This is a genomic window from Leucobacter chromiiresistens (assembly GCF_001477055.1).
In the GTDB taxonomy this organism is placed as follows: domain Bacteria; phylum Actinomycetota; class Actinomycetes; order Actinomycetales; family Microbacteriaceae; genus Leucobacter; species Leucobacter chromiiresistens_A.
Window position 1 is genome coordinate 1 of the sequence record NZ_LDRK01000023.1, and the last position, 23,850, is coordinate 23,850.

The 23,850-nt window shown below is 71.1% G+C and carries 25 protein-coding genes, 1 rRNA gene and 1 pseudogene; 18 read left to right on the forward strand and 9 right to left on the reverse strand.

Going from position 1 to position 23,850, the window contains the following annotated elements:
* The first annotated feature begins 97 nt into the window (after positions 1-97).
* Together rrf and NS354_RS13095 are read left to right on the forward strand one after the other, a co-directional pair.
* Positions 98-214 (forward strand): 5S ribosomal RNA (gene rrf / locus NS354_RS04995).
* Between the two features lie 36 nt (positions 215-250).
* On the forward strand, positions 251-631 hold the full coding sequence (locus NS354_RS13095) for a helix-turn-helix domain-containing protein (protein ID WP_082677904.1): 381 nt from the start codon (positions 251-253) through the stop codon (positions 629-631).
* A 9-nt stretch (positions 632-640) separates the two neighbouring features.
* Here NS354_RS13095 and NS354_RS05005 read toward each other — a convergent pair whose 3' ends face one another.
* The gene (locus NS354_RS05005) at positions 641-1,015 is read right to left on the reverse strand and encodes a hypothetical protein (RefSeq protein WP_058593496.1); all 375 of its coding nucleotides are present in this window, start codon (positions 1,013-1,015) and stop codon (positions 641-643) included.
* A gap of 132 nt (positions 1,016-1,147) precedes the next feature.
* Positions 1,148-1,990: an endo alpha-1,4 polygalactosaminidase gene (locus tag NS354_RS05010; protein WP_058593497.1), complete on the reverse strand. Its 843-nt coding sequence runs from the start codon at positions 1,988-1,990 to the stop codon at positions 1,148-1,150.
* 59 nt (positions 1,991-2,049) lie between these two features.
* Between NS354_RS05010 and NS354_RS05015 the strand changes: the two genes are divergently transcribed.
* Positions 2,050-3,015, forward strand: a complete 966-nt coding sequence (locus NS354_RS05015; protein ID WP_058593498.1) for a 2-hydroxyacid dehydrogenase — start codon at positions 2,050-2,052, stop codon at positions 3,013-3,015.
* On the opposite strand, the gene NS354_RS05020 is transcribed toward NS354_RS05015, so the two are convergent.
* Positions 3,012-3,941: a LysR family transcriptional regulator gene (locus tag NS354_RS05020; RefSeq protein WP_058593499.1), complete on the reverse strand. Its 930-nt coding sequence runs from the start codon at positions 3,939-3,941 to the stop codon at positions 3,012-3,014. The genes NS354_RS05015 and NS354_RS05020 overlap by 4 nt on opposite strands.
* A 147-nt stretch (positions 3,942-4,088) precedes the next feature.
* On the opposite strand from NS354_RS05020, the gene NS354_RS13540 reads away from it, so the two are divergent.
* The 9 genes from NS354_RS13540 to NS354_RS05065 all read left to right on the forward strand — a co-directional run bounded on the left by NS354_RS13540 (position 4,089) and on the right by NS354_RS05065 (position 11,655).
* Positions 4,089-4,547 carry a hypothetical protein gene (locus NS354_RS13540; protein WP_058593500.1) on the forward strand — a complete coding sequence of 153 codons (459 nt, stop codon included), beginning with the start codon at positions 4,089-4,091 and terminating at the stop codon, positions 4,545-4,547.
* 145 nt (positions 4,548-4,692) lie between these two features.
* The gene (locus NS354_RS05030) at positions 4,693-6,078 is read left to right on the forward strand and encodes a glycine--tRNA ligase (RefSeq protein WP_058593501.1); all 1,386 of its coding nucleotides are present in this window, start codon (positions 4,693-4,695) and stop codon (positions 6,076-6,078) included.
* Between the two features lie 268 nt (positions 6,079-6,346).
* Positions 6,347-7,525 (forward strand): CPBP family intramembrane glutamic endopeptidase, encoded by a 1,179-nt coding sequence (locus tag NS354_RS05035; RefSeq protein WP_058593502.1) that lies wholly within the window; start codon positions 6,347-6,349, stop codon positions 7,523-7,525.
* A complete protein-coding gene (locus tag NS354_RS05040) occupies positions 7,518-8,993 on the forward strand; it encodes a hypothetical protein (RefSeq protein WP_058593503.1) in 1,476 nt (491 codons plus the stop codon). The genes NS354_RS05035 and NS354_RS05040 overlap by 8 nt, the downstream gene beginning before the upstream one ends.
* A 113-nt stretch (positions 8,994-9,106) precedes the next feature.
* A complete protein-coding gene (locus NS354_RS05045; protein ID WP_058593504.1) occupies positions 9,107-9,553 on the forward strand; it encodes a YtxH domain-containing protein in 447 nt (148 codons plus the stop codon).
* Positions 9,550-10,014 (forward strand): phage holin family protein, encoded by a 465-nt coding sequence (locus tag NS354_RS05050; protein ID WP_058593505.1) that lies wholly within the window; start codon positions 9,550-9,552, stop codon positions 10,012-10,014. The genes NS354_RS05045 and NS354_RS05050 overlap by 4 nt, the downstream gene beginning before the upstream one ends.
* Positions 10,011-10,271, forward strand: coding sequence for a DUF3618 domain-containing protein (locus NS354_RS05055; RefSeq protein WP_010157801.1), 261 nt, complete (start codon positions 10,011-10,013; stop codon positions 10,269-10,271). The genes NS354_RS05050 and NS354_RS05055 overlap by 4 nt, the downstream gene beginning before the upstream one ends.
* Before the next feature lie 169 nt (positions 10,272-10,440).
* Complete coding sequence (locus NS354_RS05060; RefSeq protein WP_058593506.1) at positions 10,441-11,232, forward strand: uroporphyrinogen-III synthase; 792 nt, start codon at positions 10,441-10,443, stop codon at positions 11,230-11,232.
* Between the two features lie 3 nt (positions 11,233-11,235).
* Positions 11,236-11,655: a hypothetical protein gene (locus tag NS354_RS05065; RefSeq protein ID WP_010157803.1), complete on the forward strand. Its 420-nt coding sequence runs from the start codon at positions 11,236-11,238 to the stop codon at positions 11,653-11,655.
* Positions 11,656-11,676: 21 nt separating this feature from the next.
* Here NS354_RS05065 and NS354_RS05070 read toward each other — a convergent pair whose 3' ends face one another.
* From NS354_RS05070 to NS354_RS05080, 3 genes are all read right to left on the reverse strand, one after another.
* Entirely contained in the window at positions 11,677-12,252 is a 576-nt protein-coding gene (locus tag NS354_RS05070; protein ID WP_193750705.1) for a nitroreductase family protein, read from the reverse strand.
* A gap of 94 nt (positions 12,253-12,346) precedes the next feature.
* Positions 12,347-13,351, reverse strand: coding sequence for an AEC family transporter (locus NS354_RS05075; RefSeq protein WP_058593508.1), 1,005 nt, complete (start codon positions 13,349-13,351; stop codon positions 12,347-12,349).
* A 25-nt stretch (positions 13,352-13,376) separates the two neighbouring features.
* Positions 13,377-14,255, reverse strand: a complete 879-nt coding sequence (locus tag NS354_RS05080) for a LysR family transcriptional regulator ArgP (RefSeq protein WP_058593509.1) — start codon at positions 14,253-14,255, stop codon at positions 13,377-13,379.
* Between the two features lie 90 nt (positions 14,256-14,345).
* Between NS354_RS05080 and NS354_RS13100 the strand changes: the two genes are divergently transcribed.
* On the forward strand, positions 14,346-14,960 hold the full coding sequence (locus NS354_RS13100) for a LysE/ArgO family amino acid transporter (protein ID WP_082677906.1): 615 nt from the start codon (positions 14,346-14,348) through the stop codon (positions 14,958-14,960).
* Positions 14,961-15,002: 42 nt separating this feature from the next.
* Here NS354_RS13100 and NS354_RS05085 read toward each other — a convergent pair.
* Positions 15,003-16,766 (reverse strand): annotated as a pseudogene (locus tag NS354_RS05085) (2-isopropylmalate synthase); the annotation flags it as partial.
* Between the two features lie 278 nt (positions 16,767-17,044).
* On the opposite strand from NS354_RS05085, the gene NS354_RS05090 reads away from it, so the two are divergent.
* Positions 17,045-17,758, forward strand: coding sequence for a FadR/GntR family transcriptional regulator (locus tag NS354_RS05090; RefSeq protein ID WP_058593510.1), 714 nt, complete (start codon positions 17,045-17,047; stop codon positions 17,756-17,758).
* Between the two features lie 39 nt (positions 17,759-17,797).
* On the opposite strand, the gene NS354_RS05095 is transcribed toward NS354_RS05090, so the two are convergent.
* Positions 17,798-18,604, reverse strand: a complete 807-nt coding sequence (locus NS354_RS05095; RefSeq protein WP_058593511.1) for a response regulator — start codon at positions 18,602-18,604, stop codon at positions 17,798-17,800.
* A complete protein-coding gene (locus tag NS354_RS05100) occupies positions 18,601-19,836 on the reverse strand; it encodes a sensor histidine kinase (RefSeq protein WP_082677903.1) in 1,236 nt (411 codons plus the stop codon). The genes NS354_RS05095 and NS354_RS05100 overlap by 4 nt, the downstream gene beginning before the upstream one ends.
* Positions 19,837-20,031: 195 nt before the next feature.
* Between NS354_RS05100 and NS354_RS05105 the strand changes: the two genes are divergently transcribed.
* The 4 genes from NS354_RS05105 to NS354_RS05120 all read left to right on the forward strand — a co-directional run bounded on the left by NS354_RS05105 (position 20,032) and on the right by NS354_RS05120 (position 23,771).
* Positions 20,032-21,033, forward strand: a complete 1,002-nt coding sequence (locus NS354_RS05105) for a tripartite tricarboxylate transporter substrate binding protein (RefSeq protein ID WP_058593512.1) — start codon at positions 20,032-20,034, stop codon at positions 21,031-21,033.
* Positions 21,030-21,704: a tripartite tricarboxylate transporter TctB family protein gene (locus NS354_RS05110; RefSeq protein ID WP_058593513.1), complete on the forward strand. Its 675-nt coding sequence runs from the start codon at positions 21,030-21,032 to the stop codon at positions 21,702-21,704. The genes NS354_RS05105 and NS354_RS05110 overlap by 4 nt, the downstream gene beginning before the upstream one ends.
* A 2-nt stretch (positions 21,705-21,706) precedes the next feature.
* Complete coding sequence (locus NS354_RS05115) at positions 21,707-23,275, forward strand: tripartite tricarboxylate transporter permease (RefSeq protein ID WP_058593514.1); 1,569 nt, start codon at positions 21,707-21,709, stop codon at positions 23,273-23,275.
* A gap of 97 nt (positions 23,276-23,372) precedes the next feature.
* Positions 23,373-23,771 (forward strand): hypothetical protein, encoded by a 399-nt coding sequence (locus NS354_RS05120; RefSeq protein ID WP_058593515.1) that lies wholly within the window; start codon positions 23,373-23,375, stop codon positions 23,769-23,771.
* Positions 23,772-23,850: the final 79 nt, after the last annotated feature.

Sequence of the window (23,850 nt, forward strand, 5' to 3'; positions counted from 1 at the left end):
TGTCGTCGGCAGCGTCAGAGTTTGATAAGGAACAGGTTCTAGACGTACGGCCACGCAGCCACCCGTTGGGGTGGGTGTGGTCATATGTGAATAGAGTTACGGCGGCTATAGCGTCAGGGAAACGCCCGGTCACATTCCGAACCCGGAAGCTAAGACTGACTGCGCCGATGGTACTGCAAGGGGGACCTTGTGGGAGAGTAGGACACCGCCGGACACCTTTTCTGAGGCTCGTGTTCGGGTGGTCACCATGATGGTGATCGCTCGGGCACGGGCCTCAACCCTTTCCCCGGGCCATTTCGCCCGTGCTGTGACTGATCGTCAGTGGACTCATAGTCCGCATACCGGGCAGGGTGGTCGAGTGGAGATTCCAGCGCATCGCAAAGCCTTCGGTACCCGTCTCCGCGAGCTGCGCGTCGCTCGCGGATGGAGTTCGCAAGAGGCCTTCGCGTTGCATGCCGGTCTCGACCGAACCTATGTGAGCGGTATCGAGAGCGGCCGGCGCAACCCGACGCTCGACGTCCTCGCCCGCATCGCGGGCGCGCTCAATCTGCCGCTCTCCGAGCTCTTCTCGCTGGTCACGCTCGAGATGGGCGCTGCGGCGCTGTCGAGCTCGGATAGCCGCCGCGGGTAGCGCAGCAGGTCACCACCTTCCCTCGAAGACGCGGCTCGCCGAAACCGCTCGCAGCAGGCGCGCGTACGAAGCGCGGAAGGCGAGGGAATCCGAGCGGCCGAGGTGGAGTTCGATGAGCGACGGGTGCGGGAGGATCGTGCCCGGTACCCGCGTCAGGTGCTGAGCCTTGTCGTTCGTCGGGGCCCAGACGGTGACGTGAGCGCGCGCTTCGGTGCCGGGTATCGACAGTTCGGTGAACTCTCGGCCCGGAGCGAAGGACTCGGGCCGGACGAGCCATGCCCAGAGCGCATCATCATCGCCGAACACCACGGTCGATCCGGCGGGATCGAGGTCGTCGAAGAGGGCGATCACGAACGGTTGATCTGGGGCGTCGCTGCGTGCCATGCACTACTCCATTTCCTCTCCGCGTCGCGTTGCCCCCGCAATTCCCGCCGCTCGGTCGACGGGCCTGTGACGCATGGTCTACAGGGGATATTCTGCCGCATGCCTCCGACACTCGCGGGGAGGGCGAGGAGATCAGCCGCAGGTCTCGAAGCGGTGCGCCGCGTCGCCGGGAACGGCGAGCTGCCGGTCGCGGAGCACGACCGAGTCGGGTGTCGCGTGGTCGGCGCACATCTCCGCGAATGTGCGGGGCAGCGCGTCGTCGTACTCGACATCGATCACGTGGGCCCCGTACACGTCGGTGTAGCGGCCGCATTCGAGGTAGGCGGCGCACTCCTCGGCGATCGCGAAGTCGAATCCGGCGGAGGATCGCAGCAGTTCGGCGTCCTCCGCGGAGTTCTTCTGCGCCGCGGCGAGGCCCGCCTCGTGCGCGACCTCGACGTATGCGGCCGCGAGTGCGAGATTGTCCTCCCTGGAGACCGCTCCCTCGCTCCTCGTGTAGGTGTCGAGGTTGTCGAACTCCACGGCGTCGAAGCCGGACTCGGCGCATCCCGTGATCCAGGGTGCGACGATCTCGAGGATGCGCGACCGAGCATCCGACGACGAGGTGTCGAGAATGATCTCGTCGGGCCAATCGGGATCGACCACCGGGGTGCCGTCGCGGTGCAGCAGCGTCGCGTCGGGCCAGAGCGCGCGCTCGCCGGGTTGGGTCTGGAAGCCGTTCACGTAGCAGATGGAGTACCGGTCGGGATCCGGATCCGCGCTCCGATCGCGTGCGACGATGTCGACCGCGTCCGCAGGCGCGTACGCTCCCCCCAGTTGGTAGTCGGGAGCGCCGCCCGATGGCGGGAGCGCGATCCGGCCGGCATCCGCCCCGGACTGCGGCGTCGACGCGGCGCAGCCCGCGCACAGCGCGAGAGTGCCCGCGAGCAGCGCGCCGCCGCTCAGCACCCGGCTCCACTTCTCGCTCCACCCCATGAAGACGCCTCCTCTGCCCCGCGCGCTTCGATGCTACCGCTGACGCTAGACTCGCAGCCATGAGCGACCTCCTCGTGTCCCTGCCCTCCGACCCGGGTCTTCGCGACGCCGTCGGCGACGTCGATGGCGTCGAGTTCGTCGAGTGGGATCTCGATGCGCCGGCGCCCCGCGAGCGGCTCGACATCGTGGTGCCGCCGTACTGGGGCGGCGCCCGCCCGCTCGCGCAGCTCGCAGGCGTGGATGCGCGCCTGGTGCAGTGGCAGTCCATCGGCTACAACGGCGTCACGAAGCACTTGCCCGAGGGGCTTCCGCTCGCGAACGCCGCAACGGTGCACGAGGGGTCGACCGCCGAGCTCGCGATGGGACTCGCCCTGGCCGCGCAGCGCGGCATTCCGCAGTTCGTGCGGGACGCCGAGGAGGAGCGGTGGCAGCTGCGCTCACTGCCGAGCCTCGCGGACCGGCGCGTGCTGCTCGTCGGCTACGGCGGAGTGTCGCAGGCGATCGAAGCCCGGCTGGCCGGGTTCGAGGTCGAGATCACGCGGTTGGCGCGCACCGCGCGACGCGAGGAGAACCTCGCCGGGCAGACGGTCGAGGTGCGCGGGTTCGAATCGCTGCACGAGAGCCTGGCCGAGGCCGAGATCGTCATGCTCGCGGTGCCGCTGACCGACGGCACGCGTGGACTGATCGATGGCGCCGCGCTCGCTGCGATGCCGGACGGCGCGCTGCTGGTGAACGTCGCCCGCGGCCCCGTCGTCGACACCGACGCGCTCGTGGCTGAGCTGCAATCGGGGCGACTGCGCGCCGCCCTCGACGTCACCGACCCCGAACCGCTGCCGGCCGGGCACCCGCTGTGGGCGGCGCCGAACGTGCTGATCACCCCGCACGTCGGCGGCGACTCCAGTGCAATGCTGCCCCGCATGTCCGCGCTCATCCGTCGCCAGATCGCCCACCTGCAGCGCGGCGAGGTCCCCGAGAACCTCGTCCTCGGGGACTGGGAGAAGCGTCCCGGATCGCCGACGCTCTAGCGGTGCGGGTGATCCGCCGCCGTCTCGCCCGGGGCGGTGAGCAGTTGCAGGAACTCGACGGCCGCAGCGACTGCGGGATCGGGCCGGCGCCCGACCCGATAGCGCACCGAGATGCGGCGCGAGCCGAGGCCGGGGAGCTCATGCGTCTCCACGCCGGTGAGTGAGAACTCCTGCAGCGCGAGCTGAGGGAGCAGCGCGACCCCCTCGCCCGCCGCGATGAGGGCGAGCGCCGACTGATGACTCGCGTAGCGATGAGGCGAGGTCGTCGAGGAGGAGAGGCGGTCGCGCACGCGCGCAGCGGCCTGGTGCACCCCCGAGCTGCGGTCGACCTCGAGCCAGGGGAGGCGCAGCTGATCCAGCTCGATGACGCCCATCGCCGCCTGAGTGCCCGCCGGCGCGACCAGCACCCAGGGATCGTCGAGCAGCGGCACTTCGCGCACGCCCGGGCCGAGCGGGGGCGGAGGAATCGACTCGTCGCGCTCGATGGCCACGAGATCGAGCGCCGCCGTGCGGAGCCCGCGCAGCAGGTCGGGCATCTCGCCCTCCACCGCCTCGAGGTGCACGCCGGCGAGCTCGGTGCGCCACCGCGGGAGCGCCGGTGCGATCACGCCGCTCAGGAAGCTCTGGAAGGCGCCGAGGCGCACGGAACCGCTCGGGAGCTCGCTCGCAGCCCCGACGCGGAGCGCCGCCTCGTTCACCTCGCGCTCCACGTTCTCCGCGAGCTCGACGAGTTCTCTCCCGGCTGCCGTCAGGGTGACCCCGCGCGGGCTGCGGATCACGAGGGGAACACCGACCTCCGCCTCGAGGCGGGCGAGCTGCTGGGACACCGCCGAGGGGGTCAGGGTGAGCGCCTCAGCGGCGGCCAGCACTCCGCCGCTGCGTGCGATCTGCAGCAGGAACGGGAGGCGCGAGACGGCGATCCTCATATTCAGAAATTCTACATCCCGGATCAGTCAAGATTCGATTGTGCTGGATCTGCGGGCCGCTGAGAATTGACGTGTCGCGGGCGCCGGGAGCAGCAACGCTCTCAGAGCACTCCGCGGCGCGCCGAAGAGCAGCGGAGAGGAGCGGCGGTGGAGACGTTGATCGGGACGATGCTGGGCTGGATGGGCACCGTGGGCACGTTCGTCGCCTATGTGCTGATGCTGCGCGGAACCTGGTCGCCCTCGACCCGCAGCTACCTCGCGCTCAACGCCGCCGGAGGGCTGCTCGCCGCCGGCGGCGCGCTCGCCTACGGGGCCTGGCCGTCCTTCGCATCGAACATCGTCTGGGGGGTGATGGGCGCGTACGGGCTCTGCGCGACCTTCCGTCGCCGACCCGATGCGATCCGCCCCGAGACGGCGACTGCAACGGTGACGGTGCCGGTGCTGACGGTGCCGCTCCCGGTGCTGCCGATGCCGCAATCGCCGTGGGATCCGAGCAGCACGCTCGCCTCGTCGATCAGTCTTCCCTGGCTGCCACGGAGCGGGGCGGCGGAGCACGGGCGCGAGAGCGCTCCGAGCAGTGCGGGGACGGCGGTGCTCGCGGCGTGAACCCGCCTGCTCACCGGCCTCGGCGCCGCCGCGCAGTCGGTGCCGTCGGCGTCGCAGCGCACGGTCGGTAGACTGGGCCTCTATGCCGTCGCGTCACGCGAACGGCGCCAAGATCCCCGCTTGCACCTTGGAGTGATACAGAACTATGGCTGAGCAGTCCCGCCTCGATAAGGTCATCGCCCTCGCCCGCCACCGCGGCTTCGTCTTCCAAGCGGGTGAGATCTACGGCGGATCGCGCTCGGCCTGGGACTACGGCCCGCTCGGCACCGCGCTGAAGGAGAACATCAAGCGCCAGTGGTGGAAGGCCATGGTGCAGAAGCGCGATGACGTCGTCGGCATCGACTCGAGCGTGATCCTGCCCAAGCAGGTGTGGGAGGCGTCGGGGCACGTCGAAGTGTTCAGCGACCCGCTGATCGAATGCCTGCACTGCCACAAGCGCTACCGCGAAGACCACCTCATCGAGGCGTTCGAGGAGAAGAAGGGTCGCGCCCCGAAAGACGGCCTCGCCGAGATCGTGTGCGCGAACTGCGGCACGCGCGGCCAGTGGACGGAGCCGCGCGCGTTCTCGGGGCTGCTGAAGACCTACCTGGGCCCCGTCGACGACGAGGCGGGCATGCACTACCTGCGCCCCGAGACCGCGCAGGGGATCTTCGTCAACTTCGCGAACGTGCTGCAGGCGGCACGCATGAAGCCGCCGTTCGGCATCGGACAGATCGGCAAGAGCTTCCGCAACGAGATCACGCCGGGCAATTTCATCTTCCGCACCCGCGAGTTCGAGCAGATGGAGATGGAGTTCTTCGTCGAGCCGGGAACCGACGAGGAGTGGCAGGAGTACTGGATGAACGAGCGCATGGCGTGGTACGTCGGCCTCGGCATCGACCCCGAGAACCTGCGCTTCTACGAGCACCCGCAGGAGAAGCTCTCGCACTACTCGAAGCGCACCGCCGACATCGAGTACCGCTTCGGCTTCACGGGCGGCGAGTGGGGCGAGCTCGAGGGCATCGCGAACCGCACCGACTTCGATCTGTCGACGCACTCGAAGCACTCGGGCAAGGATCTCAGCTTCTTCGACCAGACGAAGAACGAGCGCTACACGCCGTACGTGATCGAGCCGGCCGCCGGCCTCACCCGGTCGCTCATGGCGTTCCTCGTCGACGCCTACCGCGAGGAGGAGGTGGTGAACGCGAAGGGCGGCACCGACAAGCGCACGCTGCTCGCGCTCGACCCGCGCCTCGCGCCCATCAAGGCGGCGGTGCTTCCGCTGAGCCGTAACGAGGCGCTGTCTCCGCTGGCGCGGGAGATCGCGCAGGATCTGCGCGACGACTGGAATGTCGACTTCGACGATTCGGGCGCCATCGGCCGTCGCTACCGCCGCCAGGACGAGATCGGCACTCCGTTCTGCGTGACGGTGGACTTCGACTCCCTCGACGATGATGCGGTCACCGTGCGCGAGCGCGACACGATGGAGCAGGTGCGCGTGCCCCGCGCCGAGCTGCACGCGTTCCTCGCCGAGCGCTTGCGCGGAGCCTAGCGAAACGCGCAGCGTTTCGGTCGGTTCCGGTGACGCGCAGCGTCAGCCCACGGAGCGCAGCGAGGGGTGGGAGCCTAGCGAAACGCGCAGCGTTTCGGTCGGTTCCGGTGACGCGCAGCGTCAGCCCGCGGAGCGCAGCGAGGGGTGGGAGCCTAGCGAAACGCGCAGCGTTTCGGTCGGTTCCGGTGACGCGCAGCGTCAGCCCACGGAGCGTAGCGAGGGGTGGGAGCGATCGGAGCGCGGAGCGCGCGGATGAGAGGATAGCGGTATGACGAGCACCGGATCCGAACCTCCCGAGCGCCCCGACGTCCCGCCCCAGCAGCCCGACGGGTCCGTCCCGCCGCAGGGGCAGCCGGCGCCCGAGCAGCCGGCCGGCCCGGCGCCGGAGTGGGCTTGGGCGCGCCCGCAGGTCGCGCTGCAGACCGTCGAGACGGAGCCGCTGGAGTACCATCGTCTGCTGCGCGGGGTCGCGAACTACCGCTGGTGGAGGCCGCTCGTACTGCTGCTGCTCTCCGGCGTGTACTTCGGCGTCTTCACGATCATCGTGAGCGTCGCGTTCATTCCGATCCTCATGACGGACCCCACGTATCTCGACGGCATCGTGACGGGCGAGGGAGAGGCGCTCGACACGCAGGTGCCGGTGTCGGTGCTGCTGAGTCTGGTGTCGATCATCATCATGATCCCGGCCGTGATTCTCGCGATGCTGACGCTCGGCATGCGGCCGACCGGTCGCGTCTGGTCGGTGGCGGGCCGGATCCGGTGGGGGCTGCTGGGGCGTGTGTCGCTCGCCGCGCTGCTCGCCGTCGTCGTGATGAACCTCGCGGGCATCGCGCTCGAGATCGCGATGGACCCGGCGTCGCTGAGCGAGACGGCCGAGACGTCGTCCTCGGGGGCCGACTTCGACTGGACCGCCGCCTGGACGTCCCTCATCATCATCGTGCTCCTCGTGCCGCTGCAGGCGACGGCCGAGGAAGTGGTGTTCCGCGGCCTGTTCATGCAGGTGCTGGGCTCCTGGCTGAAGAGCCCCTGGTTCGGGATCGTCATTCCGTCCGTCGGCTTCGCGCTCGCCCACATCTACGACATCTGGGGGCTGCTGTCCGTGGGGGCGCTCGGCCTCGTCGCGGGCTGGCTGACGTGGCGGACGGGAGGTCTGGAAGCGGCGATCGCGATCCACATCGTGAACAATCTGATCGCCTTCGGGTTCATGACGTTCGCCGTGGGCGGGGAGACGGCGCAGGTCGAGGCGACCGGCGGCCCGGGATCGTTCATCGGCTCGGTCGCGGGGTACGCCGTCTTCATCTGGCTCGTGCTGCGCATCTTCCGCAAGCACGGGTACGGCCGGTCGCGCATCGACCTCCTCCAGGTGCCCGCGCCGCTCCCGCCGGCGGCCGCCGCGACGCCGGTCTTCGGCGCCGAGCCCGGGCAGGAGTCGCAGCCCCGTGGTTGACGTCTACGTCATCGGGCACGGCCCGGTGGAGCTCGCCGCGGCCCTGGAGTTCGCGGAGGTCGGCCTGAGCGTGCGCGTCGGTCGAGCGGCGTCGCCCGCTCCGGCGCACGGGGGCGGCGCGCCCGAGGCCGGGCGGGGCGATGATGCGGATGCCTGCGTCGCGGGCTTCTCGCCCGGCGAGGTGACGGATCCCGATGGGTCGCTGCGCGAGTTCCTCGAGCACGTGGCCGCGCCCCTGTCGCCGGGAGGAGCCCCGCTCGCGGCGGCCCGACCGGTTGCGGCGCCTCCCGCTCCCGTGCTGCTGCGCGGCGCGGATCGCGCGTGGCGGGCGCAGCCGATGCCGTCGGTATTCGGCATCCCCGCGGTGCCGCTGTCGCGCGCGAGCATCGCGCTGCTCGGCGGCGGCGGTGCGGCGCGCGCATTCCTCGACCGCGTGCGGCCGCTGCTGACGATCGGCAAGACGCGGTCGCTCGGCGCCCTCGTGCGCTCCCGCCTCGGCGGGGCGGCGCTCGAGCGCCTCGTCGATCCGTTCGTGCGCGCGAAGTACGGGGTCGATGCCGAGCACGTCGACGTCGCCATCGCCGCGCCCGGGCTGAACGAGGATCTGACGACCGCCGGGTCGCTCTGCGGTGCCGCGCTCGCCTACGCCGAGCGTCATGTTGCACGTGAAACCCGCGTGCGACCGGCGGGCGGGTGGCCCGAGCTGCGCGATGCCCTGCTCGAGCGGCTCGCGCTCTACGATGTCGAACTGGCCGAGGCTCCCGCGACCGGGGTCGCCGGCATCGCGCACGACGGCGACGGGGCCGCCTCCGAGCCGGATGCATGGCTCGTCTCCGAGGCGGGCGCGCAGGTGCGCGCACGCGCGGTCGTGCTCGGCGATCGTGCGGCAGGGCTTCCCGGCGTTCCCGACGACGCGTGCGTGCCCGGACCTCGTGCCGTGCGCTGGATCGCGGAGGTCGATGTGACGACGCCCGACTTCGCCCGCTCCACTGCGGCCGACCAAGCCGATCTCGCGGGCCCGACAGCAGCGCTCGAGCTCGTCACGGCGCCGAACGGCGAGCGATGGAGCGCCGCGTGGGAGCACGGCGCGGCCGGCGGGTCGAGCGCAGACGCGGGGTGGCGGCTGCGTCTCAGCGGCCCCGCGCTCGCCCGAGCCGAGGCCCCCGCTCCCGAGGCGGCCGCTGCCGAGGTGCGCGACACGGTCGGCGCGCTGCTGCGGGAGTTGCACGACGGCGCCGAGCCGGTGGACGGGGCCGCACCGGCCTCCCTGCGGCGGGTACCCGCGCTCTCCGCCACCGTCGCCGAGCGGGACGAGGCCCTCGGCCATACCACTTCGCCACGCGCAGGGGAATCCACTTGCCTCAGGGTGGGCCCCGAGGTGCATAGTGGAGATCTCGCCGCAGCCGTCTGCGACGCTCGGGAGAAGTCGGTGCACCTGCGCCGACGCCTCACGGGGATCGCGGAGTAGGGCTCGATGTGAGGGACGAGACGCGGGTGCGGCGCCGACGAGTTCGCCGCACCCGCCCTCGTTCCGGGAGTAGGCTGGGCGGACACCGGGAAACGCCACGAACTGGAGGCATCATGAAGGGCAAGATCGCATTCGTTCTCGGCGCAGCTGTGGGCTACGTGCTGGGGTCACGTGCCGGGCGCGAGCGCTACGAGCAGATCAAGCGCGGCGCGGAGCAGGTGTGGAACACCGCACCCGTGCAGCAGGGGGTCGACGCGGTGCGCGACGCGACGCGCGACACCGTCGAGAACGTCAAGGAGTCGGCGCTGCGCGCGGGCAAGAACGCCTTCGCCTCGCTCGTGGGCACCCAGAGCCGGTCGTCCTCATTCGCCTCTCAGCACGCCGCCGAGTCGCCTGCGCGGCCGTCGAGCACCCCGAGCCCGGCGAGCTCCGGGTCGCAGACGTCGAGCACGAGCGCTCAGTCGTCGCGCGCCGCGAGCACGTCGAGCGATTCCGCGAAGCCCGGCTCCGCGGCTGCTGATGCGAACTCGTCCGCGGAGGCGGGCGGAGGGAACGCATGATCCGAAAGAAGGATGAGGCGGGCACCTTCGAGCTGCTCGCCCGGCTTCCGCAGCAGATCGTCTCGCTCGCGAAGATCGAGTACCAGAACGCCAAGCGCGAGATCATCGCGAAGGCGAAGCGGGCCGGAATCGGCGCGGGAGCGATCGTGGTCGCCCTCTTCTTCCTGTTCTTCATGCTCGAAGCTCTGGTGATCGCGGCGATCGCGGCGCTCGCGCTCGTCTGGCCCTGGTGGCTGGCGGCTCTGGTGGTGGCGGCCGGGCTGCTGCTGCTCGCGGCGCTCGCGATTCTCGGCGGCGTCGCCCTGCTGAAGCGGGGCAACCCGGTGCCAGAGGAGACCCTCGATCGGGTCGGCGGAGACCTCTCCGCCATCGGCGAGGTGCGCGTCAACGCAGAGCCCCCGGTGCACCACCACCCCGGTCGAGAGATGCCGCGCGTAGGCGAAGAAGGGAATTGGCGATGAGCGCCGAAGAGAAGCGTCACGGAATCGCCGAGGCGGCGCAGGCCCGATCCGAGCTGTACGACACGCTGTCGCAGCTCAAGGTGCGGCTGAACTATGCGCAGCGGGTCGATGACGCCGTGGACGAGGCGAAGCTGCGCATTGCCGAGGAGAAGCGCGACAACCCCGCGGGATTCGCGGCGGGCGTCGCCGGGGCGGCAGTGCTCGCCGGTCTCGCCGTGTGGGGCATCGCCTCGGCGGTCGCGAAGCGATTCGGCTGACGAGCCGTCAGGTCACAGTTCTATTTCGTTCGCCCGGCGAACCCCCGTCGTTTTGCTTCGGCGAGGTGGCAGGGTAAGAATAGGGACAATGGTTTTCCGGGAAGGGCCGGCACGCAGCGGCACGCTGCGCACGCGGGTCGTTCGTATTGGCATCGAGTGAGTGGGGTGTATGTCTGCTGAGGCGAAGCCGCTCAGTGGTCTTCGGGTACTCGTTCCTCGGGGCGGTACCTGGGGCGATCTGGTATCAAGGGCCCTCCGTGAGCGCGGAGCGCACACGGTCATCGCACCGCTCGTAGACTTCGCCCACACGAGCGAGGAAGACAAGCTCGTCAACGCGCTGAAAGACCTGGAGGCCGGGAAGTTCGACTGGCTGACCGCCACGAGCTCCACCGTCGCAGACGTGCTGAAGCACCACAACGCGGTGATCCCGCCGACCACCAGCGTCGCGCTGGTCGGCGAGGCGACCGCAGTGGCGTTCACCGATGCGGGCTACCCGATCACGCGCACGCCGAGCGAGGAGAACAGCACCCACGCCCTGCTCGAGGAGTGGAGCGAGATCGACTCCGGATCCGTGCTGAAGGTGCTGACGCTGCGCTCGGACGTCGCGATCCCCGTGCTCACCGAGGGGCTCATGAGCCGCGGGCACGACGTGACGCAGGTGCTCGCCTTCCGCACCGTCGGCGTGCCCGCATCGGTGCACATCCGCGAAGACATCGAGTCGGGCCGCATCAACGCGCTGCTCGTCGCCTCGGCGAAGATCGCCGAGGAGGTCGCTGCCCAGTTCCCCGACCTCCCCTCCGACACGATCGTGGCATGCGTCGGCGTGAACACTCTCGAAACCGCCGCAGAGCTCGGCCTCCCCGCCGACGCCGACGACCCGTCGCACCCCGAGTACCCCCTGAAGCGAGCGCTCATCGAGACCGTCGAATCGGTCATCGATCAGAGCGACATGCTGGACTGACCCATGGCGCGAGTCGAGGTGCACCCCGATCGGGTGGTCATCCGCTTGACGGCGAGCGAGCGGTTCGCGGCGATGCGCCGCCGCGACGTGGTGCTCGACCGCTCCGCCATCAGCTCCGCGATCGTCACCGACGACCCGTGGGTGTGGGTGCGCGGCGTGCGCGCACCGGGCGCCGCCCTGCCGGGCCGGCTCGCGGCCGGCACCTGGCGCAACTTCACCGGCAGAGACTTCGTGCTGGTGCGGCGCGGGCGCAAAGCGGTGGTCATCGACTTCGAGAACCCCGAGGGCTCGGAGGAGGATCACGGCTGGCGCGGCGAGTTCGACCACTTCTCGCGCGTCATCGTGTCGTCGGTGCACGCCGGCGAGCTCATCCAGGCGCTGCGGCTCGACGGCGGCGCGACCGCGGTCGACACCGAGGGCTGACGCAGCGCCCGGGGCCGGGCCTCAGTCGCGAACGAGCACGAGCGATTCGAGATCGAGCCGGGTGCGCGGGGCGAGTTCGCGCTCGCGGAGCGCCTCCGACAGGGTATCCGCGGAGCCGAGCTTGCCGATCGCGCTGATCGAGACGGGCACGAGGCGATCCTCGAGTGCGAAGGCGGCACGGATCGCCTCGCGGTCGAAGCCGCCGAGCTGGTGCAGGTGGAGCCCCTCGTGGGTGGCCTGCACGCTGAGGTGCGCCACGGCCTGCCCGAGGTCGTACTCGGCCCAGGGGCGCGCGTTGCCGTCGACGTCCGCGGTCTCGGCGATGTTCACGATGAGCGCCCCGGCGTTCACCGCCCATTCGCGATTGAACCCGACGAAGGTCTCGGCGATCCGGCCGAAGTTCTCGCTGCCGCGGCGGGCGACGATGAAGCGCCAGGGCTGCGTGTTGTTCGCGCTCGGCGCCCAGCGCGCAGCCTCCAGCACGCCGCGGAGCGCGCCCTCGGGGAAGGAGTGCGTCGTGTCGAATGCGCGCGGGCTCCACCGCTCGGCGAGGGGGTCGATGACGGGTGCGCTGGTGATGGCGGTGCGCGGGCTCACGATGGGGCTCCTCAGGTCGTGCGAATGATGTTTCCGCAGGGCTGCAACGAGCGCGGCGGTGCGACTATTCCCGTCGATCGAGCTCGCGCGCCGGTCAGCCGAGCAGCCACGCGACGGCGGCGATGATCGGCAGCGACGCGAAGGTGGTGAGGAAGACGGCGTCGCGCACCGTCGTCTCGGCCCGACGGTAGGTCGCCGCGTAGTTGTAGACGTTCTGGGCGGTGGGGAGTGCCGCGATGATCGTGGCGACGAAGACCTCGTGCGCGCCCAGCCCGAACGCGGTGGCGAGACTCCACGCGACGATCGGCATGAGGAGCAGCTTGAGCGCCGACGCCGTGAACACGGCGGCGCGGCCCGTGCCGGGCTGCAGCGCCCGCTGGCCGCGCAGCGAGATGCCGAAGCTGAGCAGCACCATCGGAATGGCGGCGTCGCCGAGCATCTCGAGCGGCGCCGAGACGATCTCGGGGATGGGCAGGCCGACGAGGGCGACGATCAGCCCGAGCACCGACGCGATGATGATCGGGTTCGACGCCGCCCGCCCGAGCGCCGCGAGCGCGCCGCGGAACGCCCCGCGCCCGCGCCGCTGCCCCCGGCCCGCGCCCGCGTCGCCGCGATCGTCGGCCGGCCCCTCGCCCGGCCCGTCGCCGCGGCGGCCCGTGCGCGTCGCCTCGAGCATCGAGAGGATCGTGGGCGCGAAGAAGATGAGCTGCACGAGGATCAGGGGGGCCACGTAGGCCGCGTCGCCGAGAATGTACACCGCGACGGGCAGCCCGAGGTTGTTGGCGTTGACGTACCCGGAGCAGGCCGCGCCGAGCGTCGTCGTCGCCAGGTCGCGCTTGAACAACAGCCGCGACGCGATGACGTAGACGGCCGCGACGATGATCGCCGCGAGGCTCGTGATCAGAATGACCGGCGAGAGCATGATGCTCGGGTCGCTCTGCCGCAGCACGGTGAAGAGGAGCGCGGGGGTCGCGACGAAGAACGCCACGTTGTTGAGCACGCGGCGCTGGTCGCCCTGCACGACGCCGAAGCGAGCGGTGAGGTACCCGGCTCCGATGATCCCGAGGATGAGCGCGAACCCCTGCAGCACTCCGAACATTCAGCTCCTCCCGGACACTCCCATCCTAGAAGGCCGCGGCGGCCTCTTCGGCGATCACGCGCGAGAGGCGGTCGAGCGCCGGCGAGTCGAGCTTCCACCGCTGCCAGTAGAGGGGCATCAGGATCGGCCGCTCGCCGAGCGCGACGAGGCGGCCCTCCGCGAGCCCGGCCGCGCACTGCAGCTCGGGCAGCATGCCCCATCCCATGCCGAGCTCGATGGCGTGGGCGAATTCGGCGGACGACGGGATGAAATGACGGGGAGGCGCGAGGGAGGCGCGCGTCACCCGGCGGATGAAGCGCCGCTGGAAGACGTCGTGCCGATCGAATTCGAGCTGCGGGGCGGTGGCGAGGGCCGCGGCGGTGACGCCGTCGGCGAAGTGGGTCGCCGCGAAGCCGGGGCTCGCCACCGCGAAGTAGCGGTCCGTGCAGACGCGGGTCGACGTGCAGCCCGGCACGGCCGCCGACGTCGCGGTGAGCGCGGCCATCGCGGCGCCGCTGCGCAGCCGCTCCGTCGAGATGCTCTCGTCGGCCCGCAGCACCTCGAACGTCGCGCCGGTCTCGCGGGCGGCCCGCGCGAGCGCCGGCACGAACCACGTCGCGAGCGAGTCCGCGTTGACGACGATGGGGATGAGCGTGCCCGGTGACTCGTGCGACCCGAGCTCCGCGGAGGCGTCGGCGGCGATCTGCTGCACCTGGCGGGCGGCCCGCTGCACGACGGCGCCGGCCGCGGTGACGGCGACGGGTCGGGTGCGCTGCAGCAGCACCGAGCCGACGCGCTGCTCCATCGCCCGCACCCGCTGGCTGATCGCCGAGGGGGTGATGTGGAGGCGGCGGGCCGCGCCCTCGAAGCTCCCCTCTTCGAGAATGGCTGCGAACGTGGCGAGGTGCTCGACCGGGAAGTCCATAGAGCGATCTTAAGCAGTATTCATGGTGGTGAAGAAGATTCACGTGCGCTGAAGTCGTCGTGAGGCGGAGGCGGCGCGTAGCGTGTGAGCGTGATCATTCCCTTTCTCGTCGGAGCGGGCAGCGGCCTCTCGCTCATCGTGGCCATCGGCGCGCAGAACGCCTTCGTGCTGCGGCAGGGCATCAGGCGTGAGCACGTGCTGCCCGTGGTGCTCATCTGCGGGCTCGCCGACGCGGTGCTCGAACTGCTCGGCGTCGCCGGCATCGGGTTCGTGATCGAACGCGCCCCCGTGCTCCTCGAGATCGTGCGCTGGGGCGGCGTCGCGTTCCTCCTCTGGTACGCCTGGTCCGCGGCGCGGCGCGCACTGCGCCCGCAGGCGTTGAGCGCGGGCGCCGCCGACGCCGCGCCGCTGAGCCGAGTGGTGACCGCGTGCCTCGCGATCACGCTGCTCAACCCGCACGTCTACCTCGACACGATGGTGCTGATGGGCTCCCTCGGCAACGCTCAGGGCGACCCGGATCGCTGGTGGTTCGTGCTGGGCGGCGCCGTCGCGAGCCTGTGCTGGTTCTTCCTGCTCGGCTACGGCGCGCGAGCGCTGACGCGGTTCTTCGAGACGCCGCGATCCTGGCGCATCCTCGACTCCGTGGTGGCGGTCACCATGCTCGTGATCGCGGCGCGGATCGCCTTCGGCGGCGTCTCGCACTGAGACGCCGCCCGCCGCGCCGTCCGCGCTCCGCGACTGCGTCGGCCGTCCGCGCTCCGCGGCTGCGCTCGCGCGCATCACGGCGTGCAGCGTCGCGCTGTGCACCGACCGGTCGAGGCCCGCCGCCCACCCCGTGGTGCGGCCGCGCCGGTACTCGATGAGGGTGAGGGCGTCACCGGTGCTGCCCGCGCTCATGCTCGTCTGATGGAGGCTCAGCACCTCGACGGGGTGCCCGGCCTCCGCCAGCGCGGCGGTGAGGGCCTCGACGGGGCCGGCGTCGTCGCGCGAGCTCGTGCACTCGACACCGCCCGCGCGCAGCGTGACCCGGGTGCTGCGACCGGAGGTCGAGCAGTCGACCAACTCCACCGCCGGCTCAGCCGAGGCGGCGAGGTACGCCTCGTGGAACAGGCCCCAGAGCTGCTCGCCAGCGACCTCGCCCCCGCTGGCATCGGTGTGCTGCTGCACCCGCCGGGCGAAATCGATCTGCAGGCGGCGGGGCAGCTCGATCCCGAACTCCGTCTCGAGCACATATGCGATGCCGCCCTTGCCCGACTGCGAGTTGACGCGGATCACCTCGTCGTAGCTGCGGCCGACGTCAGCGGGGTCGATCGGCAGGTACGGCACACGCCACTCGATCTCCCGCTCCGGGCGGCGCTCGGCGGCGGCGCGGCGGCGGTGCTCGGCGAATCCCTTCTTGATCGCGTCCTGGTGGGTGCCCGAGAACGCCGTGTGCACCAGGTCGCCGGCGTAGGGGTGGCGCGGATGGATCTCGATGCGGTTGCAGTGCTCCACGGTGCGTCTGATCTCGTCGATGTCGGAGAAGTCGATCATGGGGTCGACGCCCTGCGCGTGCAGATTGAGTGCGAGTGTGGCGAGATCGACGTTGCCGGTGCGCTCGCCGTTGCCGAAGAGGCACCCCTCGACGCGCTGCGCTCCCGCGAGCACGGCGAGCTCGGCGCAGGCGATGCCGGTGCCGCGATCGTTGTGGGGGTGCACGGAGAGGACCACCGAGTCGCGCCGATCGAGGTGCCGGTGCATGTACTCGATCTGGTCGGCGTAGACATTCGGCGTGGCGATCTCGACGGTCGCCGGCAGGTTGAGGATCACCGGGCGATCGGTGCTCGCCTCCCAGAGCTCCGTCATCGCGTTGCACACCTCCAGGGCGTAGTCGGGCTCGGTGGTGTTGAACACCTCGGGGGAGAACTCGAACCTGACGCGGGGCAGGTCGCCCGCCAGGTGCAGCACGTCGCGCCCGCCCGAGAGAATCAGGCGCCGCAGCCCCGCGCGATCCTGCCCGAGCACCACGTCGCGCCAGATCGGCGCGGTGGCGGTGTACATGTGGATGACCACGTCGTTGCGGATGCCCCGGATCGATTCCACGGTGCGCTCGATGAGGTCTCGGCGGGCGGGGGTGAACACGACCACCGTGACGTCGTCGGGCGCGATGTCGGATTCGGCGATCAGTCTGACGAAGTCGTAGTCGGTGCGGGAGGCCGACGGGTACCCGACCTCGATCTCCTTGTACCCCATCGCGACCATGAGCTCGAAGAGGCGGCGCTTGCGTGCGGGGTCCATCGGCTCGGCGAGGGCCTGGTTGCCGTCGCGCAGATCGACGGGCACCCAGAGCGGCGCTTGCAGCAGGCGGCGCGACGGCCACTCGCGATCGGCGAGCGGAATGTCGACGCGGGAGTGGGCGTCGCGGTAGCGGTGCGAGGGCATGGTGGAGCTGCGCTGGCGGTTCCAGGCGGGCGCATCGGCGAGCGTCGGGCCCGCGGGGGTGGTGAGCGTGGGGAAGGCGCTGCTGGGCATCGGGGTCTCCTGTCGGAAGGTCTGCGTGATCGACCGGCGCGTTCGGCGGCACTGCGACTCCACGACGGGGAGCCGGTCTGGTCAGGCCCCGTCGTGGCGACGAAGGAGGAGGGTGGCGATGCGCTGCACGAGTTCACGGTAGCACACTCCTCAGACAAGCTGAGGAGCGTGGGCGGGGCCGGGGCCAGCGGTGTCGGCGCGGCCAGCGGTGTCGGCGAGCGGCGGTGATGGCGGGCGAGGGCAGGGCCGGCGGGCGACGGCGATGGGAGAATGTCCGCATGACCCTCGTGCGACGCGAATCCCTGGCCGAGCAGGCCGCCGCACTGCTGCACGAGCGCATCCGCGCCGGCGAGTGGCCCATCGGCGGCAGACTGCCGGGCGAGACGACGCTCGCGCCGCAGCTCGGCGTGGGGCGCTCGACCGCCCGCGAGGCCATCCGCATCCTCGCCGGCCGCGGCATCCTCGTGACGCGGCAGGGCGCCGGCGTGTTCGTCGTCGCCGCCGAAGCGCCGGAGGGGTGGGGCGCCGTGCTGCAGCGCGCCGACATCGCCGCCGTCATCGAGGCGCGCACCGCGATCGAAGTCGAAGCCGCCGCGCTCGCCGCAGGGCGGCGCACAGCAGCCGAACTGGAGACGCTCCGCGCCGCACTCGAGGAGCGGCAGCGCCACCGCGACGACCTCGACGCGCTCGTCGACGCCGACATCGCCTTCCACCGCGGCATCGTCGCCGCAGCGCACAGCCCCATCCTGCACGAGCTCTTCGACGGCTTCGCTCCGCGCAGCCGCGCAGCGATGATCGAGATGCTCGGATCGCAGGCGGCCGCGGGAGCCGACGGGCGTCGCGGCGACGCCCGCCGCACCGGCCCGCATTCCGACGACGCGGACCACGAGGCCCACGAGCAGATGTACCGCGCGATCGCGGCCGGCGACGCCGATGCCGCGGCTCGCCTCACGCGCGCGCACCTCCAGACGCTCCGGTCGCGCGCGAGCTGATCCGGCCCGACCGGCCCGCCGACCCGCCCGCCGGGCCGGTTAGCCGGCGGGCGGGGGCACGAGGCGGTAGAGCACCTCGGGGCGGCCGCGCCTGCCGTAGCGGTGCGCGAGATCGATCGCCCCCGTCTCCACGAGGTGATCGAGGTAGCGGCGCGCGGTCGCGCGCGAGATCTCGCACCGGTGGGCGAGCTCCACTGCGGAGAGCGGTGTCACCGGATCGAGCGCCGAGAGCACCGCCCTCAGCGTCACCTCGGAGATGCCCTTCGGGAGTGCGCCCGGCGCCCCGGTCGACGACGATCCCGCCTCCGCTCCCGGAGCGTCGCCCGGCGGCGGCGCCGAGCGCGCACCGCGCGCCGCGCGAACGGACGCGGGCACGTCGATCCGCCCCGTCGACTGCAGGCGATCGATCTCGCCCTGCCCGAGCACCACCTCGCGGGATTCCGCATCGGCGGCGCGGTGCTCCGCGCGGTAGCTCGCCAGCCGCGCGTGCAGGGCGGGCTCGGTGAACGGCTTCACCAGGTATCCGATGACGCGTGCCGCCAGCGCCTGCCGCACCGTCACCTGATCGCGCGACGAGCTGATGACCAGCACGTCGGGCGACGCGTGCCGCACGGTGCGCAACCGGTTCAGCACCTCCACGCCGCTGATATCGGGGAGCCGCATGTCGAGGAGCACGAGATCCACGTCGCCCCGCAGGCTGTGCTGCAGGGCGGCACGGCCGGTGCCGACGGCGGCGATCACCACGAACCCCGCAGCGCGCGACACGTACAGGCCGTGCAGTCGGCGCGCGCCGGGATCGTCGTCGACCACGAGCACGCGGATCTCCGCTGACGGAGCGGCGCTCATGCGCGGCCCCCGATCTCGAAGCGGAACCTCGCGCCGCCCAGATCCGAGCGGCCCAGTTCGACCGTGCCGTCGCGGTCGGCGATGATGCGCCGCACGAGGTCGAGCCCGATGCCGCGCCCCAGCCCCGACGCGTCGAGCTTCGACGAGAACCCGCGGGCGAAGACGCGGTCGGCCGCGGGCCCCGCGATCCCCGGCCCGTCGTCGGCGACCTCTCCGCGCAGCACGCCGCTCCTGCCGGTCAGGGTGCAGCGCACGCGCGACGCCCCCGCCTCGCCCGCATTGCGGCAGAGGTTCGCGAGCACGAGCGTCACATCCTCGTCCACATCGGCGTCGACGTCGATCGCGGTCTCGAGCTGCGCGCCGAGACCCCCGAGCTCGGCGCGCAGCGCGTCGAGCGTCGCGCGCAGCAGCGGGTACCGCGAATCGGCGGCCCCGTCGCTCTCATCGACCGGGGCCGCTCCGGCGATGTAGGCGAGCGCCTCCGCCGTATCGCCGTGCGAGACGAGGCCGTGGATCACATGCAGGCGCGTGTGGAACTCATGCGTCTGCTCGCGCAGCGCCGCCGCCGTGCGCCGAATTCCCTCCGCCTCGCGGGAGAGCGCCTCGAGACGCCGGAACCGCCGCTCCAGCAGCGTCGCGAGCGCGGTGCTCGCGAGCGTGCCGACGAGCAGGGCACCCAGCGCCCACGGCAGGAGCTGCCGCACGGCGGCCTCGAAATCAGCGGCGATGCGCGTCTCGAGAACGCCCACGGAGAGCGACCCGATGACCCTCCCCGCATCGTCGCGCACCGGCACCTTCGCCCGCAGCGTTCTACCGAGCGTGCCCCGCTCCGTTCCGAGGAACTCCCGGCCCTCGAGCACGTCGTCGATCGACGTCGACACGTGCCCGCCCCGCAGCTCGGGCGTCGGGTGCGTGATGCGGATGCCGCGGTCATCGGTGATGACCAGGTAGTCGACGCCCGCGGCCTGCTCGACGACGTCGGCCAGCGGCTGCAGCTCGCGCGTCGCCCCCGCGACGTCGTCGCCGGTGCGCTCCAGCACCGTGCGCACCTGATCGAGCCCGGCCAGACTCGTCGCGACATCGCGCACCCGCTCGCCCGTCGCCTCTCGGATGCTCGACTCCTGCACCGTCACCGCGATGCTCGCCGTCACGCCGACGCTCGCGAGCACGAGCAGCGTCGGGAGCAGGAGGATCGCGAGGCGCGCGAAGCGCGGCATCGTCCAGCGCGGCATCGCGGCACCTCCCGTCACCCTCGTCGTCACCGCGCACGGGCCCGGCCGCCCGCCGCCCCACCGTCGGCACCGGGAGGAGCCGACGGCCCGTGAGCACTTATGAGCACAAAGCGCGCGCGCCCGGCGCACGCGGCAAATGGTTGACATCTTATAGGCGTTGGTGCGGCACAACGGCGTCCGCACGGAGGAGTGAACATGACAGAAACCCCGAAACGAGGCGCGCGTCGCACAGCGCTCCGCATCATCGGCGGCACGATCGCCGCAGCCGCCGTCGGAGTGGCGGCCTTCGGCTCGATCAGCTCGGCGGCGGTCGGCAGCGACATCCACTCGTCGCTGACGATCATCGCCCCCGCAGCGGCCGGAGGCGGCTGGGACACGGTCGCCCGCGAGATGCAGCAGGCGCAGCGCGCGAACGGGCTGAGCGCCAACGTGCAGGTCGTCAATATGCCGGGAGCCGGCGGCACCATCGCGCTCGGCAACCTCTCGACGCTCGCAGGCCAGGCGAACACGATGCTCGTCGGCGGCACCGGACTGCTGGCGGCCACCATCCAATACGGATCGGACGCCACGCTCGACGACGTGACGCCGCTCGCCGTCGTCTTCGAGGAGTACGACGTGATCGTCGTGCCCGCCGACTCGCCCTACGAGACCCTCGACGACCTCGTCGAGGCGTGGCGCGCCGATCCGAAATCGATCCCCTGGACCGGGGGCGGTTCGTTCGATCAGCTGGTCGTCACCGACCTCGCGCTCGCCGCGGGCATCGAGCCGACGCAGACCACGTACATCTCCTCCGACGGCGGCGGCGAAGCGGTCGCCGCGCTGCTGAACGGCACCGCGCAGGCCGCGACCGGCGGCTACCCCGACAACATCGACCAGATCGAGTCGGGTCGGTTGCGGGCGCTCGCGATCGTCGCGGAGGAGCCCATCGCGGGCATCGACATCCCGACCGCCCGCGAGCAGGGATACGACATCACCCTCGCGAACTGGCGGATGCTCGCCGCCCCCGACGGGCTCAGCGAGGAGGAGACCACGGGTCTCGGCGACCTCGTCGCGGACACCCTCGCGACGCCCGAATGGGCTGCCGCGGTCGACCGCTACCACTGGACCGAACAAGTGATCACCGGCGAGGAGCTGGACGACTTCCTCGTGGAGGAACGCGACCGCATCGCTCGCCTGTACGAGGAGATGGGGCAATGACGCCGACCAACAACCCGACCGCGATGTCCGCGGTCGTCGGCGAGGAGATCCGCTTCGCGGCGGGCGACCCTCGCACCACCGCGCGGCTGAAGCACCTGATCATGCCCGCGCTGCTGCTCGCCTTCGCCGCGTACCTCGGATACGGCATGCTCACGATGCGCGTGCCCGAGGGCACGGCGTTCCCCGGGCCCCGATTCTTCCCGGCGATCATCGCGAGCGGACTGGTGCTCTTCGCGATCCTGCTGATCGTCTCGGCGGTGAAGGATCTGCGGGCCGAGCGCGCCGCACGCGCCGCGGCGACCCGCATGGTCGACGACTTCGAACTGCTCAGCGCGGAGCACGACGCGGCCGCGGACGGCGCCGGCGCCTTCGGCGCGGAAGGCGCTGACGGCATCGACGGCGCCGCGGGCGGTGCGCGCGCGGTCTCCATCGACTGGCGATCCCTCGCGTGGGTCATCGGCTCGTTCGCCGCATTCGCGCTGCTGCTCGACGTGCTCGGCTGGGTCATCGCCGCCGCGCTGCTCTTCTGGTGCGTGGCCCGCGGCTTCGGGGCGCGGAAGCCCATCGTGAGCCTCGTCACCGGCTTCACGGTGAGCTCGCTCGCCTACATCGCGTTCGACATGGCGCTCGGCATGTCGTTGCCCTCGGGCATTCTGGGCGGGGGGTTCTGATCGTGGAATCGCTGCAGCTGCTGATGGAGGGCTTCGCCGGAGCCCTCACCTGGCAGAACCTCGTCTGGGTGCTCGTCGGGTGCCTGCTCGGCACCGCCGTCGGCGTCATGCCCGGCCTCGGCTCATCGATGGCGGTGGCCCTGCTGCTGCCCGTCACCTTCTCCCTCGAACCCACCGCCGCGTTCATCATGTTCGCGGGCGTATACTTCGGCGGCCTCTTCGGCGACTCGACCATGGGCATTCTGATGAACACCCCGGGCCAGGCTTCGGCGATCGCGTCGACCTTCGAGGGGCACAAGATGGCGCTCCGGGGCAAGGCGGCTCAGGCGCTCGCCACCGCCGCGATCGGCGCCTTCGTGGGCGGGTTCATCGCCTCGATCCTCGTCGTCTTCCTCGCCCCGGCGCTCGCCGACTTCTCGTCGAGCTTCGGCCCGGCCGAGTTCTTCGCACTCGCCGTCTTCGCCTTCGTCGCCACCTCGTCCGTCGTCACCGACAACGCGGTGAAGGGCCTCGCGGCGCTCTTCATCGGACTGGGCATCGCGGTGATCGGGATCGACGGCGCCTCGGGCGCGCCCCGCTTCACCCTCGACTCACCGTTCCTGTTCGACGGGGTCTCGCTCGTCACCGTGACGGTGGCCGTGCTCGCGCTCGGCGAGGTCATCTACGTCGCGTGCCTCGAACGGCACATGCAGGACAAGGCGATCATCAAGCCGAAGGGGCGGCCGTGGCTCTCCCGGGCGGAGTTCCGCGAGGCCATGCCCGCGTGGCTGCGCGGCACGGCGATCGGCGTACCGTTCGGCGTGGTGCCCGCCGGCGGTTCGGAGATCCCGACCTTCCTCGCCTACGGGCTCGAGAAGCGACTCGACGCGCGCCGGGCGAACCCGCGCTTCGGCACGGGCGCGATCCGCGGCCTCGCCGCCCCCGAGGCGGCCGGCAACTCGACCACCGGCATGGCGATGGGCGCCCTGCTCGCGCTCGGCCTGCCGATCTCGGCGACCGCCGCGATCATGCTCGCCGCGTTCCGCCAGTACGGGCTGCAGCCCGGCCCGTTGCTGTTCGAGCGCGCCCCCGACCTCGTCTGGGTGCTGCTCGCGAGCTTCTTCATCGCGATGATCGTGCTGCTCATCTTGAACCTGCCGTTCGCGATGCTGTGGGCGAAGCTGCTGCTGATCCCGCGCCCGTACCTGTACGCCGGCATCACGCTGTTCTGCGCACTCGGCATCTACGCCACGTCGGGCTCGATCTTCGACCTCTTCCTGCTGCTCGGCATCGGGTTCGTCGGGTTCCTGATGCGCGCCCTCGACTTCCCGATCGCGCCGCTCATCATCGGCATGGTGCTCGGCCCGCTCGCCGAGACCAGCCTGCGCGACGCCGCGATGAGTGCGAACGGCGACTTCTCGGTGCTCGTGCAGGGGCCCATCGCCCTCGGGCTCTACGCGGTGCTCGTGCTCGTGCTCGGCTTCGCGGTGCGGGGGCGGATCGTCGGTCGGCGTCGCGCGGCGGCGGAGCGCGCGGCGGGCGTCGAGTCGGGCGCCGAGTCGGGCGTCGAGGCGGGCGCCGAGGCTCGGTGAGAGATTCGGCTTCGGTGAGACGTCCGCGCGGCGATTCGTCTCACCGAAGCCGGGACTCTGACCGGTGAACCGCCCTGCCTCTAGCTAGAGTGCAAGTATGCACAGTGGCCAGATCGCATCTTCGGATGCGTCCCCGTACCTGATATCCATCGGCAACATTCATGCGACCGATCACTGGGTGGTGACCCCGGCCGGGTCATGGCCCCTCGATCGGGCGAATGTGGCGGTCCAGGATCAGACGACCACAACGACGCACACGCCCGCGTGGGCCATCGTCATGGTGATCCTGTTCATCTGGTTCTTCCTGCTCTCCCTGCTCTTCCTGCTTGCTCGCGAAACGCGCATCCACGGTCACGTCGCGGTGACGGTCTACGCCGACGGGCAGTCCTACGTCGAACATATTCCGGTGTATTCGGTCGCGGATCGCGCGTCGGTCTTCCACCGGGTCGCACATCTGCAATATCTCATCGGCAATGCTCGAGCCGTTTCACGCTGATCGACGAGCTCGGTGAGAGATTCGGCTTCGGTGAGACGTCCGCGCGGCGATTCGTCTCACCGAAGCCGAATCTCTCACC